At 40.3% G+C, this 16328-nt stretch carries 11 protein-coding genes; 2 read left to right on the top strand and 9 right to left on the bottom strand.

Translation table 11 applies throughout. From position 1 onward, the window contains the following. From ACED20_RS10785 to ACED20_RS10805, 5 genes are all read right to left on the bottom strand, one after another. A partial coding sequence (locus ACED20_RS10785) for a hypothetical protein (protein ID WP_378104548.1) occupies positions 1-188 on the bottom strand: 188 nt, incomplete at its 3' end. Positions 189-312: 124 nt separating this feature from the next. Beyond that, the gene (locus tag ACED20_RS10790; protein WP_378104549.1) at positions 313-750 is read right to left on the bottom strand and encodes a hypothetical protein; all 438 of its coding nucleotides are present in this window, start codon (positions 748-750) and stop codon (positions 313-315) included. Beyond that, complete coding sequence (locus ACED20_RS10795; protein ID WP_378104551.1) at positions 747-4277, bottom strand: DUF6443 domain-containing protein; 3531 nt, start codon at positions 4275-4277, stop codon at positions 747-749. Before ACED20_RS10795 ends, ACED20_RS10790 begins: the two co-directional genes overlap by 4 nt. Positions 4278-4284: 7 nt before the next feature. After that, entirely contained in the window at positions 4285-7689 is a 3405-nt protein-coding gene (locus tag ACED20_RS10800) for a hypothetical protein (protein WP_294237285.1), read from the bottom strand. 8 nt (positions 7690-7697) lie between these two features. After that, complete coding sequence (locus tag ACED20_RS10805; protein ID WP_378104555.1) at positions 7698-9344, bottom strand: T9SS type A sorting domain-containing protein; 1647 nt, start codon at positions 9342-9344, stop codon at positions 7698-7700. A gap of 483 nt (positions 9345-9827) precedes the next feature. Here ACED20_RS10805 and ACED20_RS10810 point away from each other — a divergent pair, with 483 nt between their 5' ends. Next, positions 9828-10829 carry a GTP pyrophosphokinase family protein gene (locus tag ACED20_RS10810; protein ID WP_294200830.1) on the top strand — a complete coding sequence of 334 codons (1002 nt, stop codon included), beginning with the start codon at positions 9828-9830 and terminating at the stop codon, positions 10827-10829. Between the two features lie 61 nt (positions 10830-10890). Here the strand turns inward: ACED20_RS10810 and ACED20_RS10815 are convergent, their stop codons facing one another. After that, positions 10891-11220 (bottom strand): ferredoxin, encoded by a 330-nt coding sequence (locus ACED20_RS10815; RefSeq protein ID WP_294200832.1) that lies wholly within the window; start codon positions 11218-11220, stop codon positions 10891-10893. Positions 11221-11274: 54 nt separating this feature from the next. Further along, on the bottom strand, positions 11275-12330 hold the full coding sequence (locus ACED20_RS10820) for an NAD(P)/FAD-dependent oxidoreductase (RefSeq protein WP_294237279.1): 1056 nt from the start codon (positions 12328-12330) through the stop codon (positions 11275-11277). A 153-nt stretch (positions 12331-12483) separates the two neighbouring features. On the opposite strand from ACED20_RS10820, the gene ACED20_RS10825 reads away from it, so the two are divergent. Beyond that, positions 12484-13254 (top strand): DUF3108 domain-containing protein, encoded by a 771-nt coding sequence (locus tag ACED20_RS10825; RefSeq protein ID WP_294200835.1) that lies wholly within the window; start codon positions 12484-12486, stop codon positions 13252-13254. A gap of 641 nt (positions 13255-13895) precedes the next feature. Here ACED20_RS10825 and ACED20_RS10830 read toward each other — a convergent pair. Both ACED20_RS10830 and ACED20_RS10835 read right to left on the bottom strand, forming a co-directional pair. Further along, on the bottom strand, positions 13896-14540 hold the full coding sequence (locus ACED20_RS10830) for a response regulator transcription factor (RefSeq protein WP_294200837.1): 645 nt from the start codon (positions 14538-14540) through the stop codon (positions 13896-13898). Beyond that, positions 14537-16255 carry an ATP-binding protein gene (locus ACED20_RS10835; RefSeq protein ID WP_378104560.1) on the bottom strand — a complete coding sequence of 573 codons (1719 nt, stop codon included), beginning with the start codon at positions 16253-16255 and terminating at the stop codon, positions 14537-14539. The genes ACED20_RS10830 and ACED20_RS10835 overlap by 4 nt, the downstream gene beginning before the upstream one ends. Between the last annotated feature and the right edge of the window lie 73 nt (positions 16256-16328).

Raw genomic sequence — 16328 nt, forward strand, 5'->3', positions numbered from 1 at the left:
TCCGGCATATACATCCTTGCCCCGTAATCATACATTCCAGATTCCATCTGCAACTCTTTTCCGTTGTACTTGTATTGATATGAAGAATTACCGGCTAATCCGTTATATCCTTCATGCTTCATCCCAAACGGATAATAATTGTTTTCTTCAAGAACTTCTACGTTGCTGCCGTTGTCAAAATAACTCAAACGTACATTTCCTAAATGATCTACATAGTCGTAGAAATACTTATTGTTTTCGAAGTTTAGTAACCCACCGCAAAGCGGTGGGTTATTTAATATTGCTCACGGATTACAAATCCGCGAGAGTGTATTACTCATACTCAAAAGGAACTTTAAGCTGCCGGAGTTCAAAACTATTGTTATCTTTATTCAACCCAATATATTTTCCCGTATTGATATTAACTTTCAAAACTTTCTTTCTATTATTTAGCTCTAAATTAAGATTGAGTTTTTTATTTAAATTAATATTACACTTTTTCTCAAGAATTATATTTCCATTTTCTGAAATTACAATTTTATTTAGTTCATAAAGTGTTATCGTTATTCCTGCAAAGCCAATTTCTCTAGAAGTAAGAATTTTATTTTTAAACATCTCACATTTTCCTATTCCTAAAGAAACAGTATCCCCTTTAAAATGATCTTGAAAAGATATTTCTAGCTTACGATCATTCTTTTGAGCATTATATTTCAATCCAATGAGCATACTTAGTATTAAAAAAAATTTTCTTATTATATTAGAATCTATCATTGTCTTACAGGTATTATTTGCTTTCCATTATTGAGTTTTCTATTATCATATGAACTTTTCATTTGATCAATTTGCTCTGGTGTTACAGTTTTTCCTGCACTTGATGATTGCGTTTGAAGCATAATGTTTCCTGGTGCTGTTTTGGGGTCAGGATGTCCTTGCAGATTACCAGAATGCCCTATTTCATGAGCGGAAGTACGTTCCAATGTTGCAAAACCACTTTCAGTCTTTCCTGTTCCTGCATACTGACCAGTTTTAGCTTCTGTCCCATTTAAAGTTTGTGTACCAAGATAAACAACATTTTCACCATAAGTAGCTTTCCCTAAAGTGCCTTCAGGTTCATATCCCCCTAACCCGTTTGGTATTTTACCATTATCTACAATTCTAAAAGCATGATCCGTAGTAGTCAAGGGGTTATCTTCTGATACAGCTGTAATATTCGTAACCACGTTTACTTCAAACTTATCGTCTTTTATACCATATACATCTTTTAATGAACTACTTATTCTATCAGCATAAGCATTCATCTGTTCACTAGTAAATGACTTTCCTGAATCATTGATTACCTTTCCTGTAACTGTCATAGTAACAACTGTTGTACCGTCTTCTCTGACCGTTTGAGAAAATCGTATGTCTTTTACCTGTCTTCCGTCTGGGTCTATGAATCTAACCGGATTATTAAAAGCATAATTGTAAGGACTGTGTCGAGTCATTTTCTCCGCCAGCGGATCCACCACACCCCATCTCCCAATATCCGCCATATAAAACCTCGCTCCATAATCATGCATCCCGGATTCAGTTTGCAGTTCTTTTCCATTATAGCCGTATTTGTAAGCCGGGTTTCCGGCCAGGACGTTATAACCTTCATGCTTCATCCCAAACGGATAGTAATTGTTTTCCTCAAGAACTTCTACGCTGCTTCCATTGTTAAAATAGCTCAGCCGTACATTTCCTAAATGGTCACTGTAGTTGTAAATATACTTATTATTTTCAAAATTATAGTAACCTTCTGCTGTAGGAACGAACTTTAATGTCCGGGTTATCCTTAAAGAGGAACCCTGCCCTTCGTACTGGAAGCCATCCAGATATTCCGTTATTTTATAAGCCTCAGACTGGTTCTTACCGACCCCATACATATAAATTTTATTCAGTTTCGTACCGTCTGCTCTGAAAAGATAGCTTGTTGTAATATTGCGCGTTTCAGTGGTTCCGCTGAAAATATTCCGCACCAGATACGTCCGGTCAAAAGTGATACGGTCCGGAAGGTTCAGGAAGTTATAAGCCATGTTTAAAATCCCTTTATCCTTATGGGAAATCATATTCCCGTTCACATCATATGGGATGGCAATTCCCGATACATCAGGATACCCGCGGTAATCCGTGGAAGAATCCGTTACGGAAATGAGCCTGTTGCTTTGGTTATTATTGGCATAAGCGTAAGCAAGCTCATCGATATTAAAGGCTGCAGCACCCTGGTTTGATTGTGCGGATCTTTTTAAATTGGTAATATTTCCGTTCAGATCATAATCCACCTTCTCAAAATATTCCTTATCCGATGGATTGGAATCTTTCTGATAAAAACCGGCCTGCAGCCTGTTCAGGCTGTCGTATACATACCCGTATCTCCTCAGGTTATCTCCTGCAGTTGTTCCTGTTTTCCAGTCTACTTCTGCGATATTTCCGTTGTATTTCGGTTTTACCTGTAAGCCGGTGTAATCCAGGTTAGGGGTTACCAAGCCTTCTACGGTATTATATTTAATCTCATAACCAAAGAGTTTGCTTCCTAAATTTTTCGGATCATTGATTTTCGTCATCCAGCCCCGGATGTTGTACAGATAATCAATACTTTGAAGCGGACTGGAAGCCACCGTACCGCCTACTTTTTTATTGGTAAGCTGTGAAAGGTCATTGTAGGTATTCTGAGCTAAAATCTCTTCCGGGTTATTGTCTACCTTGTGCTTATGCACCAGAAGCCTATTTTGGGAATCATACTCAAAAGTTTCGGTAATCACTCTTTCCGTATCACCATTCAATCTTTTATGGTAAGTTTTGGAAAGCTTGGCCACGCCTGCAAAATCAAGTTCTGTCTCTGTATTGGTGTACCCGCCTAAATGGTTCGTGGTTTTGACAGCGATCTGTCTTCCCATCGAATCGTAATAATGATAGGCTTTCGTCCAGTTGTTGTCTTCGATGTTCTTGACATAGGAAGAGGTCACCATTCCTGTCGTGGAAGCGTCATCGCTGCTTCCCAGGGTCTGGGACATCGTTGGCTGGCCCAGTACCGTGGCAGGAACCGCCGGGGCTTCCGAAGGATAGGTGTCGTAATAGCTGACCGTTAAAAGCGTAATGCCCGAAGAAGGAAACGCCTGGTTCCGGTAATACAGGTTCGTCCCGCTTAAAACGATCGGGTTGGTGATGCGCGTTTCGGTGTTCGGGGAAGAGGCGGTCAGGGTATTTAATTGGTCCTGCACCTGGGTCCTGGAGTCCGTGCCGGGGTAAAACCCGGTATACGCCACCCTTCCCAGTTCGTCGTACTTGGTGAACAGCCAGCCCTGAGCTGAAAAGCTATTGTTCGCAGTCCGTAGCTTCCCGTCTTGGGAGAGCACCAGACGGTCCTGTTTGTCGTACACCATGAATTCCCAGTCCTTGCCCGGGATCTTCTTTTCCACCAGACGGCTTCTCCCATCGTATTTGTACTGGTAGCAGAGCTCGTTTAAGATCTCATCGGTGATCCCATTGTTACTGAGCCCGATCTGCTTTACCGCTTTAGGGGAAAGTACAAAAGCCAGCTGGTTGTATTCGTTGTAAACATAATAGGTATCGACATTCTGAGATCCGTCGTTTCTTCGGATCAGGATGGTCTGTCCCTGGCCGTTTTTAAATTCCGTCACCGGATTGCCGTCCTCATCGGTCACCGTGTTTTTGTACAGGGTCGATGCGGGATAGAATCCGGAGTTAGCAGAAGCTACCCATAAAGAAGAGACCGCGGTAGAGACATTGTTGACCGTGCTGGTGGTAGTCGTCGTTCCAAATTTCTTTACCTCCGTTCCCAGATTGGCATCATAGGTAAATTTCTGGGTCTTTCCCGAGCTCATTTTCCAAGCTTCTCCCGGAGCGGCCTGCTGAAGTATCCTATCCAGCGGAGAGTTTTCCAGCTGCTTCTCAGAATAGGCATTGGTAACCCCGTAATAGCTGTTGGCAGCCGATTCATCGGTAATACCCGTGTGGATCGAGGAGTTCTGGGTCTGCACCGGAACCGGAAGGATGTCTTTGATTTGTCTTCCGAACCCGTCATAGGTAACGGGCGTGACCAGGTCTTTTCCCGTGGGTGTTGACTTAACGCTCACGATCTGCTTGGCTCTTCCGAGTCCGTCAAAATACGTGATGGTCTCCGATCTTTTGCTGCAGTCGTCATTCAAACAGGTTTTGGACTGTATGTAATTCTCATTCGAAGACTGCGCAAAGGACATGACCGCGGCGCTCAGCGCAATAACCGAGGCTATTTTTGTTTTGTTGTATTTTCTCATGTTTGTGTTATGGTTTATAGTTATAGTTGTTCTCAGAGACTTTTTTGTTGATGTAGCTTCCACTGGTGTCCTTGCCTCTCACCTTTCCTTCTTTCAGCCTGTTTGCCGCATCATAGGTGTAAGTCTGCCTTACCCCCGATGGAGGCGTGATGCTCGTTACCCCGATCAGAGGATCATACGTATAGGTGGAAATCAGCTTCCCGGAAAGAGACGGCTCTTTTCTGAAGGTGTTTAGGGCATCCAGCAAAAGACCTTCTTTCGTAGGGTCAGCCGCATCATTATCCGAGGCCGTTATGATCCCTGCAATGGAAACGGCGGCCGTTAGCTGGTCGTAAGCCATTCCTTCTACTTTGGCAATCGGCTGGGTTCTGTTGTATCCCCAGATGATAGACACCGGAATGCCGTCTTTGCCGGTGTACTGTAACAGATTCCCCCGGTCGTCGTATTTGTCGTAAGTAACTTCGGTTGAAGAAGTGTTATTCAAGACATTGTAGGAAATCGATGATAACGGCAATACCAGGTTGCCCGACTGGGACGTCGGAAGGGAGGTAGGGTAAAGGGTTTCTGTTCTGGAAACCGTCTTTCCCGGATCATTAATGCTTTGCTTTTCAACCGTCGATTCCTCCAGCGGAATACCGATCATGTTTTTACTGATCATCAGCTGGTTGTTTTTTTCGTGGGCGTAGGCGTAGGTGGTACGGGTAATTAAATTATCCGAAAAGCTCATCGTTTTTTTCGTCAGTTGATTATGTGATGGGTTTTCATAATCATAGGTTATGGTAGTGATTAGTTTTCTTGCATTTGCGTTTGCAATACTGTCCAGTGCCTGATAATTAGGCATATTATATTGATAGACAGGAATTGGGTCAATAAAATCGGTTGTCGTTTGTTTTTTGAGTTTGGTATCTACAATGTAGTTCTTGTATGTTGAAATAAAAAACGGCGATATTCTCGGCACGTAAGTGCTACCACACTCTGCTAATCTAGGATCACTGACTACATGTGATATAAAAAGATTGGTGTTATAGCCAAGTATATTGTAGTTTCTGGTATAATCAACCTGTTTGTTCTTTAGGATCTGCCCGTTTTTTTTAATTAAATATTTAACGTTATTTAATGTTCCGCTATAAGAAAGTCTGTTTCCCTTAGCCGGAAAATAAGTAGTATTTAACATATAAATATAATAATTTTGATTCATTTCAGCGTTAAGATAGTCTACTTGTCCACTTGAAGGCGTACCTGTTCCGGGTCCGTTTCCTGCATATGGACGGATTTTATGAAGAGGATCATTTAAATCTTTTCTAAACTCTTTTTCGTACCCTCCATTTTCAAAATTGTCTCCACCCATACTACAGGATACCACGGAATAGCGCTCCTGTAATTTACTGTTGTATAAATCATTAGAATTACTTGAACTATGCAGGGCATATGAGACCGTTGCTACACTTGATTGAAACCCATCATTATAATTTTGGAAAAATGTTACATATTGTATGGTGGGCTCAGTCTTGAGAGATGCAAGATTTGTATTGGTATCGGTATAAGAATTTACTGGAGAATAATATAATCTCCTGTAGCTTTTGATCTGGCCGCTGTCACTGTCTTCTATTGATTGCAAACGGATACCAAATCCATCCATTACTTCTTCATGAGGATAATCGAAGGTTAAAAAAGAGTAAGGACGCTTTTCAAAATCGACAAGATATCTCTTTCCCTGTTGAAAAGCAAAGTTGTAAATGTCCTCATGATAAGCATAATTTAGAACGCTGCCCCCTGTGTAAAGATTTGCATTGGTGTCCAGATCCTTGATTTTGAATAGGACTTCTTCCATATGATGATTTATATTCCCATGCATGCCAAGTTTAAATTGTATTGATAAATTCTGTGGAAGATTTTCTATAACATACGTTGATCCTAAATCAAGATCAGGAAGAGATATTGAAGAATATATTAAACCTTTCTTTTTAGGACATTCATATGTTAGTTTAGTTTTTCCTCCAGTAGGATATATAATTTCTGTTAATACCCCTTTGGAAGCATAGGTAAAATCCGGTGTACGATCTCCAAAGGTAGACAGGATGTTAGTTTGCTCGTAAATAGGAGAAATAGAGTCTGTGTTACCATAAAAGCCTGCGATTAACGAGAAATTACTTGATTTACCGTTAAAGTATCCGAACATATCCTGTCCATATGATAGCCGCTTAGGTAAAGCTAAAGGGTCATTATAGGCAAATTGATATTTTTTTTCAAAAATTGTCTTATTGTAAAAATTTATACCGGTGAGGTAAAATCGCTCAGATAATGAATTTTGAGAGATTGCAGGTTCAAAGAGATAATCAAATGTAATTTTTTTAAAAACGTCGTTGTTGGTTTTGTACTCAATAGCTGAGAGGAATGTTGTATATTCAGAATTTATGGTATTGCTGTAAATAAAATTAACTACTTCTGCGTTTCGATTACTGCTTATTGTCTGTATTCTTTTTTTGTTTTTAGTAAAAAGAGTTTGAGTGCTTATTTTTAAATCTTGATCCATGTTGGGTGTAAATCCATCCGGACCGATAAACACATTTACTTGGTCAAATAAATATCGTTGATGTATTTCAAACATTCTTTTGGTTTCGAGAGAGGTATCGTTGTACGTAAAAGATATTTTTTCTCCATTTGGATGTTCTACTTCTTTTATAAAATATGAAGAAGTAGCGTATTCACCTGCCGGATGATCGGGCATCGCTTTGGATGCAGTTTTTTCCTGGAATTCCAAACTTCCGCCAAAAACATATTTTATACCATTTACATCGGTAATCTCAAAACCTTCAAATTGTCTGTTATTTGTACTATTGTTAAGATTGATATTCTTTATTTTGACGTTTGAATCATTTTTTAAAAATATGGGGATAAAATTCTCATCCAAATAGAATGAGCCCGAAATTTCAGCAACTCTAAATTCAAAAATATCTCTTTCCGTATCAATCTGTTGTGGTGAGTAACAAGCAGTTCTAACTTCTTCATCGGCATCACAATCTGATGAGGTAGTCTGCATAATCTGTATTTCGGTTTTATTCATTCGCAGGGTTGCAAATTCATCCCTTAATCCATTAACGGTCCTTGTGATAACCCCGCCAGTATCTAGAATCCACGTCATTCCGGTATCATTGGGTAAATCATCTACCTTAACCCCCGTACCACTGTAATTTAAATTAACATTCGTTGCCAATTTGCCGGAACTGAAAGTAAAAAGAGGAATATTTACATTTGCAGCACCTACATGCTCATTTTCCGAAACAACATCTGTAGATCTCACAAAAGAAAAAGACTGCGGACTTGGCGGGATATAGCCAAGCTGCTGAGAATAGATCCTTCCTGATTGAAAAAAAATAAACAGGAAAATTGTAATTAATTTTAATTTTTTCATGGTTTTTTTTATTTTTTAATCAGTTTCGCACTTGCCGTTTTCCCTGCCTCCGTCTTCACCGATACTAGGTAAGCTCCCTGAACCAGTGGCTGCGTGTTGATCTTGGTTATCTTGTTTTTTGTTTTAATGCTTTGAAGCTGCCTTCCACCCAAATCATACACCGTAATCTCCGCTCCAAACGCTCCTTCTCTCAGACCCTCAAACCCAAGTTCCACATACGCATAATCGCTCACCGGGTTCGGGTAGATCTTAATATCCTGCTTCTCGATCAGCTGGTCAATCTGCCTGTCGCCCAGCTTGACGATTTTCCAGTTCTCTTTGCCCAGTTCTTCGGCGCTGGTTCCGGCCAGGATGATCGAACCGTCGCGGTTCAGCTTAATATCCGATAATCTTTCTTCTCTTTTACTCGATTCTCCCTTGACGTGCTTTCGCCACTGCTCGTTTCCGTTCTGATCAAGATACAGCATCCAGAACTTTTCATCGTCCGTTTCGATTCTTCCTTCTGCCTGCGTGTAACCGCCTAACAGAATTCCTTTGGTCGATTTATCATCCGAGGCATGCACAACGCTCATCCCCATTAAAACGTCCCGGTTTTTGAAACTGTAGGATTTCTGCCAGATCTCTTCCCCCTTTGCATTTACGGAGATTAACCATAGGTCGGTTCCTTCTTCTATACCGACGGTTTTATTCCCGGACCTCTCCGACCTTGATTCCCCGCCGATCAGATAACCCGTGGAAGTCATTGCTAACGTTCTTAAGTGATCATCGCCTTTGCCGCCGAAATTCTTTTCCCACTCTACTTTACCGTCTTTGGAAAGCTTAACGATCCAGTAGTCCCCTTCGCCATAATTGCTGCTGGCTTTGGGCTGCTGGCTTCTGGCTGTTGAGGACGATGAATTCGCAGGCAGCGGTATATTTCCAGTCCCTGATTTTCCATTTCCTACGACTTCTCCGCTTCTTGAGTAGATCCCTAACAAGGCTCCGCCATCGACCGTCGGAATCATTTTCTCCACTTCATCCAGTCCTTTTCCACCCAAAACAAGCTGCGAAAGCTCTTTTCCGTTCTTATCGAGTCTTAGTACCAAAACATCTTTGGAGCCGTACCCCTGGAAAGTGCCCTGAGGCTCTCGAAGGGTGGTGTTTCCCGCTACAAAGAATCCGAAATCAGTTGTCTGGATCACCGCCCGTGCCTCTTCATCAGAAGCACTGCCGATGGTTTTCTGCCACAGCTCATCGCCGAATTCGTTGATGCGGATCAGCCAGAAATCGCTTCCGCCTTTGGACTCTTCCTTCTTATCCAGGCCTTTTCCACTGTAGGAAGTACCAGCCAGTAAATATCCGCCTTCCTGAGTACCAACAGTTGCCGACAAAAAATCATGATTCTTCCCGGAGAAATATTTTTCCCAGACTTCTTCCCCTTGTTGATTGAGTTTCATTAAGTGAAAATTGTATCCCGCATTTTGTTGTGCGGTCCCTGAGCCTGTCGGAGGGTGGATACTGCTGCCTGAGATCAGGTATTGTCCGTCAATAGTGGTGGTGACTTGGCTTAAGAAATCCTGTGTCGAGGAGCTGATGTCCTTCTGCCAGACTACTTCCTGGGCAGATACGCCCAGTACCGTGCACATCGTAAGTGCGCTCATGTAGAGTGTTTTCATGTCCTTAGTATTTGAATGTATTAATTTTTAATTGTTGCGAAAATAAGGATTTTTAGTTCACGTCCAAAAGATTTATAACATAAATTTAATATCAAGTTGATCATTTTTCTGCAAAGCTACATCAGCAATGCGACAAAACTTGACGTATTATATTTAAATATTAGAAAATGTAAAAAATCTTTCCTATTGCTATTGAGAATATGAAAAAGATAATTAATGATTTGTATTTTATAATGTACCGAATGTACCACAAAAAGAAATCTCGGACATTAGGAGTATTTTACGGAACAATAACCGTAAAAATTACTGCCGTTATATAAAAAAAATCTACAAATCAATTATATTAAGATTTATTAAGCTCTTCTTTCAATCTCTCTTTCAAACCTAAATTCTAAAAAAATTCTATTTTAGCGCAAAATTTGCAGCTTCCAAAAGTGATACAATTCATTAAAATTTATTCATTTAAAATACGGGTTCATAAATATGGCTGAAGAATACCTTAATAAAATCCTGGCAGAATATAGAGAGTGTTATTCCCTATATTCCGCTTTAGGCTCCAAAGTGGAACAGCTGTTAAGAAGATCATGCAGGAAAATCCCCATCCATCAGATTACGGGTAGAGTAAAGACCAAAGCAAGTCTTGCCCAGAAGATCATCAAAAAAGACAAATACAAAAGTCTTAATGAGATTACCGATATTTTAGGATTAAGGGTCATCACTTATTTTGAAGACGACATCTCTAAAATTGAGGAGGTCCTTAATCGTGAATTTACGGTCGACTGGAGCAATTCCGTTGATAAAGGACACATTGAGATTGATAAGTTCGGATACAAAAGCATTCATTTTATCCTGCAGGTTAATGACCAGAAAGCGAAGTCGAAAGAATATGCGGATTACAAAGAGATCAGGTTTGAAATTCAGCTCAGAAGCATTCTCCAGCATTCATGGGCAGAAATAGAGCATGATCTGGGCTATAAATCGGTGACCGACATTCCTGAAAAAGCACAGCGCACCTTCTATCGGGTGGCAGCCCTTTTGGAACAGGCAGACATTGAATTTACCAAGCTTAAAAAAGAAATTCATGAGTTTGAGAATTCGGTAAGCAAGAACCTGAAGAACAAGCGGGAACTGATTAACATCAATGAATCAACGATTATTGCTTTCGTAAAAAAGAATCCGCTGCTGCGCGAGATTGAAGGCAAGGTGAGAAAAGCACTCAGAACACCGGGCCAATCAAGATTCGATACCGCTTATATTTCGGCAAACCATTTCCCGGCACAGCTTAAAGACCTGGGAATTCTGAACCTTATACAGCTTGAGGACCAGCTTTTGCAGCATAAAGACGAGATCATCACCAGCGAAATCAGCTATCTGAAGTCGGTGAATAAAAACCTGACCGACCGGAGCATTAAATTCGCCATTCCGCAGGGTGCACCCATACTATGGCTGATCCATTACTTTCAGAGCAAGCACAATACAAGATGACAAACAAAAAACCTCCTGAAGCAATCTCCGGGAGGTTTTTATATTTAAATTTAAAATTCTACTAAGGATAAGGAGCTATTGCTACTTCCAGCCCTTCCATTTCAGGAACGATGTGCAACTGGCAACCCAATCTGCTGTTGCTTTCTACATGGAACGCCTCTCCTAACATCGCATCTTCTTCATCACCCATCGGCTCCAGCCCCGGATCGTTAATCACATATACCTGACAAGACGCACACATGGCCATTCCTCCGCAAACCCCGATGGTTCCCTCTTCCGCCAGTTCGTATGAACGGATGATCTCCATTAAATTCATGGACATATCCGTTGGGGCTACAATATCGTGGGTCACGCCTTCACGGTCGGTGATCTTTATGTTTATATCGCTCATTTCTATTGATTCTAATGTTATCTGTTGATGGCAGGACCTTCAACGGCAACAAATTTAGTCAATTTTTTTCACAACCGCTTTCTCAGCTTCTTTACGGCTTCCGTCGAAACCGTCTACTCCACTCACCGTTGTGTATTTTAGTACGAACTTTTTACCAGGATTCAACCGGTTGTACACACCCTGGCACATTAATGTCGCTTCGTGGAATCCGCAAAGGATCAGCTTTAATTTGCCCGGATAAGTATTGATATCCCCGATCGCGTAAATTCCATCAATATTGGTCTGATAATCCAAAGCATTATTTACCACAATAGCATTTTTCTCGATATTCAGTCCCCAGTTTCCGATCTCGCCCAGTTTCGGGGTAAGTCCGAATAACGGGATAAAATAATCCGTTTCCATATCGTAAGGATCCTGCCCGTCTACTGCCACGGTAATGGCTTCCACTTTGCCTTCTCCTTTTATTGCAGTTACTTCAGCGGGTGTAATCAGTTTGATTTTTCCCTGGTTTTTCAGATCCTGAACTTTTTCTACCGAGTCTAAAGCTCCGCGGAATTCATTTCTTCTGTGGATAAGCGTTACTTCGCTGGCTACATTGGAGAGGAAGATACTCCAGTCCAGAGCTGAATCTCCACCACCGGCGATTACCACTTTTTTATTTCTGAAATGCTCAGGTTCTTTTACGAAATATTCAAGGCCTTTTTCCTCGTAATCCGCAACATTTTCAATGGTTGGCTTTCTAGGTTCAAAAGTACCAAGGCCACCGGCAATAGCGATTGCTTTTGCTCTGTGCACTGTACCTTTGTTGGTAACCACTTCAAACCATTCTTCATCTACTTTGGTATAGGAAACAGCCGTTTCACCCAGGGTAAATCCCGGCTGGAACTGCTTGATCTGCTCCATCAGATTATCGACCAGTTCTCCCGCATTTACGGAAGGATAACCCGGAATATCGAAAATAGGTTTTTTAGGATACAGTTCCGCCAATTGTCCTCCCGGTTGAGGAAGCGCATCGATGATATGGCACTTCATTTTCAGTAAACCTGCTTCAAATACAGCAAAAAGTCCAGTCGGGCCGGCTCCTATGATCAATATATCGGTCGTTATCATATTTATAAGATAATTTAATTATACTTGTGAATGCAAATTTACTAATTTAATGCGAAGGCTATTTAATTCAGTCTAAATAAAAAACTGAGATTTATCAAACCTTTGGCATTTTTTTTAATCTAAAATTGGTAACCTTTTTGTAAAATTGTACTTATGAAGAAATTTTTTAATGTAATTTCCCTTTTTATATTCTGTCTGAGCTTCGGCCAGATTACCAATATTGCTGACGGCGAGTCTATTACCCTGAGAATCCATTATGGTTTCCTGAATGCCGGAAGCGCCAACCTTACCGCACAGAAAACCATGTATAAAGGGGTACCTCATCTTCATGTAAGGGGTACGGGACAAACTACGGGGGCAGTAAAAGCCTTCTTTAAAGTAGATGATTTTTATGAAAGCTATATCAACATGCAGACGGAGCTTCCGAGCTTTTACGTAAGAAATGTAAAGGAAGGCAGCTACAGACAGCATCTTGAAACGGTTTTCAATCACAGCAACAATACACTGGTTTTAACCGATAAGAAAACGCCTGCCAACGGATCCAAAGTGATCAAATCCGTAAAAGGCGTCCAGGATATGCTTTCCTGTTTTTACTATCTGAGGAGCAAAAGCCCGGCTGAACTCAGAGTAGGAAATACAATCAATATGAATGTCTGGATCGATGACGAGTTGTTTCCGTTTCAGCTGAAGGTAGCCGGAACGGAAAATCTCAAAACCAAATTCGGAACCATCAATTGTCTGAAGATCATTCCTTCCGTTAAGAGCGGCAGGGTTTTCAAAGAGAAGGAAGGCGTAACGATGTGGGTTTCCAATGATGCCAACCATGTACCGATGTTGCTGAAAGCAGAGATTGCCGTAGGATCTTTAAAGGCAAGCATTGATGATTTCAAAAATGTGAAATATCCTTTAAAGTTTACCAATTAAAAACAAAAGTAAAATTATAAAATACCTGCAATCTCTGCGGGTATTTTTTATTGGATGTAATAAATCACAGAACAGAATTGTCTTTTGGGTATAGACCTTTATTAAATTGATTATATTATTAACAGGTTTTTATATATGTTTTTAATTGCGTTTTGTTTCTAAGGTCAGCAATTAAAAACAAAGCCTCCGGAACGCTCCGGAGGCTTGTTTTCATTACTTGTGTTTTTTTAGGCCCCTTCATTATATCTCCCCCTTTAAATTATCCTACCGGAAGATCTTTCGACCTGCAATAAGATATAATCATTTGTGTGTTTCAGTCTCTGGTCCCGTATGGGAATCATCATTTGTGTCCGGAACCAAAGACCTTTGGATATAGGTTAATAATTGTTTATTATTCTTTTACAAAGATACTTTACCAGCAAGTTACAACCACTATAAATCATTTAGATATATATCGCCGGCATTGTAGATATTTATCTACAAAAAATTAAGGTTTAGAGGGAGAAGGATGCCTGTTTTTAGGACTGGAAAAACGCTGCAGTAAAATTCGGAAGCTGCCAAATGCTTTTAATAACCATAATTTTTAGCGGATCATTAACGATACAAAGCTATTTTCCAACAAGCATGAAAATTATTGCCGGTCAACAGTGATTCTTGTAAAGCTCGATCAATTCAACCAGATTGTTTATTCTGAGTTTGTCAAAAATCCTTTTTTTAATGGTACTTACCGTATTTTGTTTAATATCCAGCCTGTTGGCAATTTCAAGGTTGCCCAGTCCTTCCGCATACATTTCAGCAATCTGAAACTCCCTCTCCGTAAGGGATAAAAAAGGGCTGATCAGGTTGCGGTTATGCAGTGAGTTCATCAGTAAAGCCTGGGTTTTAGGCGATATATATTCACCATGTGTAATTATTTTAAGAATGGCCCGCCTTATTTCATCCTCTTCATTCAGTTTGCTCAGAAATCCGTTCACTCCGGCGTTAATGAATTTTAAGGCATGCACATCTTCCTCAATTCCCGTAAAAATAAGAATCCTGATTTCAGGCCTGAGCCGTTTCAGCTCAGGAATTATGGAGAGGCTGTTCCCATCCGGGAAATGGGCATCGATAATTGCAATATCTACAGGATGGCTGGTAATGAATTCCAAAGTCTGCTGTACGCTGGAGGCCTGAAAAACTTCATATTCCATATCAATATCCTCCAAAACAAAAACGAGGCCCTGCCGTATAAGGCTATGGTCATCTGCCAATAAGAAGCGGATTATTTTTTGATCTGGCTGAATCATTTTATAAGATTTAAATTAACCGTGAAAGTTACCGTTGTTCCTTTCCCCTGTTCGCTTTCTACTTCGATATGCCCCGAATACAACTCCACTATTTCCTTACAGAGGCTTAATCCGAGCCCGGCCCCAAGGTTTTCTACGTCTTCCGACAATACGCCCTGGTAATAAGGTTCAAAGATCCTTTCAAGATCATGTTTTGAAATTCCTGCTCCGTTATCGGATATTTTTGTCGTCATAGAAACCGTATTGTCGTCCAACCGTTCTGTACGTACAACAACGGTGATCTGTCCGTTTTCCGTAAACTTATTGGCATTCCCCAGAATATTCATGAAAATCTGGTTGATTTTTTTATTATCGGAATAGACTGAAAGATCCGGATCCAGATTCTTGTGGATCACAAATTTGTTATTTCTTGTTTCTATATACGGTTCAATAGAAGTAAGTATGGAGGTAATTTCATACTGAAGATTAAACGCTACGGGAACCAGCTTATTTTCAACGGCCTGGTTCCTGGTATATTCCAGGATCTGGTTGGCCTGTATAAGAAGACTGTCGTTGGTAAAGCTGATCGACTTCAGATATTCTTTGATCTGGTCGTCATCCGTCTTTTTATTGATCCTCTTGATGAAAAGGCCTATAATTTTCAGTGGGGATCTAAGTTCATGGCTCAGCATCCCCAAAATCCTGTTTTTAAAATTCAGGTTTTCACGGATCTGTTGATTGGCTGAATTCAGCCGCTTTTCATAAACAAAGGCAATCCGCGTGAGGAACATAATCAGGATCGATACGACGAACATCAGAATAATGGCACCAAAGATGAGATAGGTCCTGATCCTGTTGCTTTCAGAATTGTGCTTGTCATATTCTTTCTGAAGATCATTTTTAGACTCCTTGATTGCGACATCGTAAATATTCATCAGCCCGTTGCTATACATTAAAAGCTTACTGAAAATCCTGTAAAACCTACCTTCATTATTATGCTTTTCGATGACTTTCACCTGTATTTTCCGGATCTGTCCTGTATAATGGTTCGTCGCCTGGTTCATAATGCTGTCCACCTCTGCCTTTATCTCCCTGGATACGGGAACCTTTCCCTGCTTTACCGTAACCACCGTACTGTCTTTGCGTACACTTTCCTTTCCGGAAATGGCATCTCCCAGACGGCCGAACAGTCCTTTTTTCTTTACTGTATCGGAAAAGGTTTTTGTTTCGATATTAAACCGGTCAAAATTATAATCTGCATTGAATTTTTCCAGTTTCGGAAAATTATTCTGTGTTTTTAAATTGGATTTCGATGAATATTCATACGTAGAGTCGATCAGCGATTGTAATTTTTTAATCTCTAATGAATCGCTTTTCTGTAAAGATAAAATGTTTTTCAATCTTGGATATTTCGATCCGTAGTTATTTATGCCTTCAAGGTTTTTTCCCAGCTTGTGGAGGGATACGAAATAGTCGTTCAGATACTTTTCATCTTCATAAATAATATAATTCTGGAAGCAGTTCTGTGCATTGAGAAGTTCCTTACGGGAGCTGTCTGTAAGAGTTCCGAGTGTATTAATCTCTTTCAGCTGCTTTTCAAAGAAAGCAAGATTTTTCCTGGACAAGAATTCATTGTAAAAAAAAGCTGCAATAAGAAGCTGTATGAGCAGGATGCAGACAAGCAATGAATAATGAATAATTTTTCTCGATCTGAAAGTAGTTAATTTCCTAAACATTTTGTGTATTTTTCAGCATAAAATTAACAAAAAAATCCTGTAAGCAATGTTTTTACAGGATTTTATATAAATA

The sequence above is a fragment of the Chryseobacterium sp. sg2396 genome, assembly GCF_042610505.1.
In the GTDB taxonomy this organism is placed as follows: Bacteria; Bacteroidota; Bacteroidia; order Flavobacteriales; family Weeksellaceae; genus Chryseobacterium.

Bases quoted from the DNA above. Each gene is read 5' to 3' on its own strand.
- ACED20_RS10820 (WP_294237279.1), bottom strand. From the start codon at position 12,330: ATGATAACGACCGATATATTGATCATAGGAGCCGGCCCGACTGGACTT.
- ACED20_RS10810 (WP_294200830.1), top strand. From the start codon at position 9,828: ATGGCTGAAGAATACCTTAATAAAATCCTGGCAGAATATAGAGAGTGT.
- ACED20_RS10800 (WP_294237285.1), bottom strand. From the start codon at position 7,689: ATGAAAAAATTAAAATTAATTACAATTTTCCTGTTTATTTTTTTTCAA.
- ACED20_RS10830 (WP_294200837.1), bottom strand. From the start codon at position 14,540: ATGATTCAGCCAGATCAAAAAATAATCCGCTTCTTATTGGCAGATGAC.
- ACED20_RS10790 (WP_378104549.1), bottom strand. From the start codon at position 750: ATGATAGATTCTAATATAATAAGAAAATTTTTTTTAATACTAAGTATG.
- ACED20_RS10825 (WP_294200835.1), top strand. From the start codon at position 12,484: ATGAAGAAATTTTTTAATGTAATTTCCCTTTTTATATTCTGTCTGAGC.
- ACED20_RS10835 (WP_378104560.1), bottom strand. From the start codon at position 16,255: ATGTTTAGGAAATTAACTACTTTCAGATCGAGAAAAATTATTCATTAT.
- ACED20_RS10805 (WP_378104555.1), bottom strand. From the start codon at position 9,344: ATGAAAACACTCTACATGAGCGCACTTACGATGTGCACGGTACTGGGC.
- ACED20_RS10795 (WP_378104551.1), bottom strand. From the start codon at position 4,277: ATGAGAAAATACAACAAAACAAAAATAGCCTCGGTTATTGCGCTGAGC.
- ACED20_RS10815 (WP_294200832.1), bottom strand. From the start codon at position 11,220: ATGAGCGATATAAACATAAAGATCACCGACCGTGAAGGCGTGACCCAC.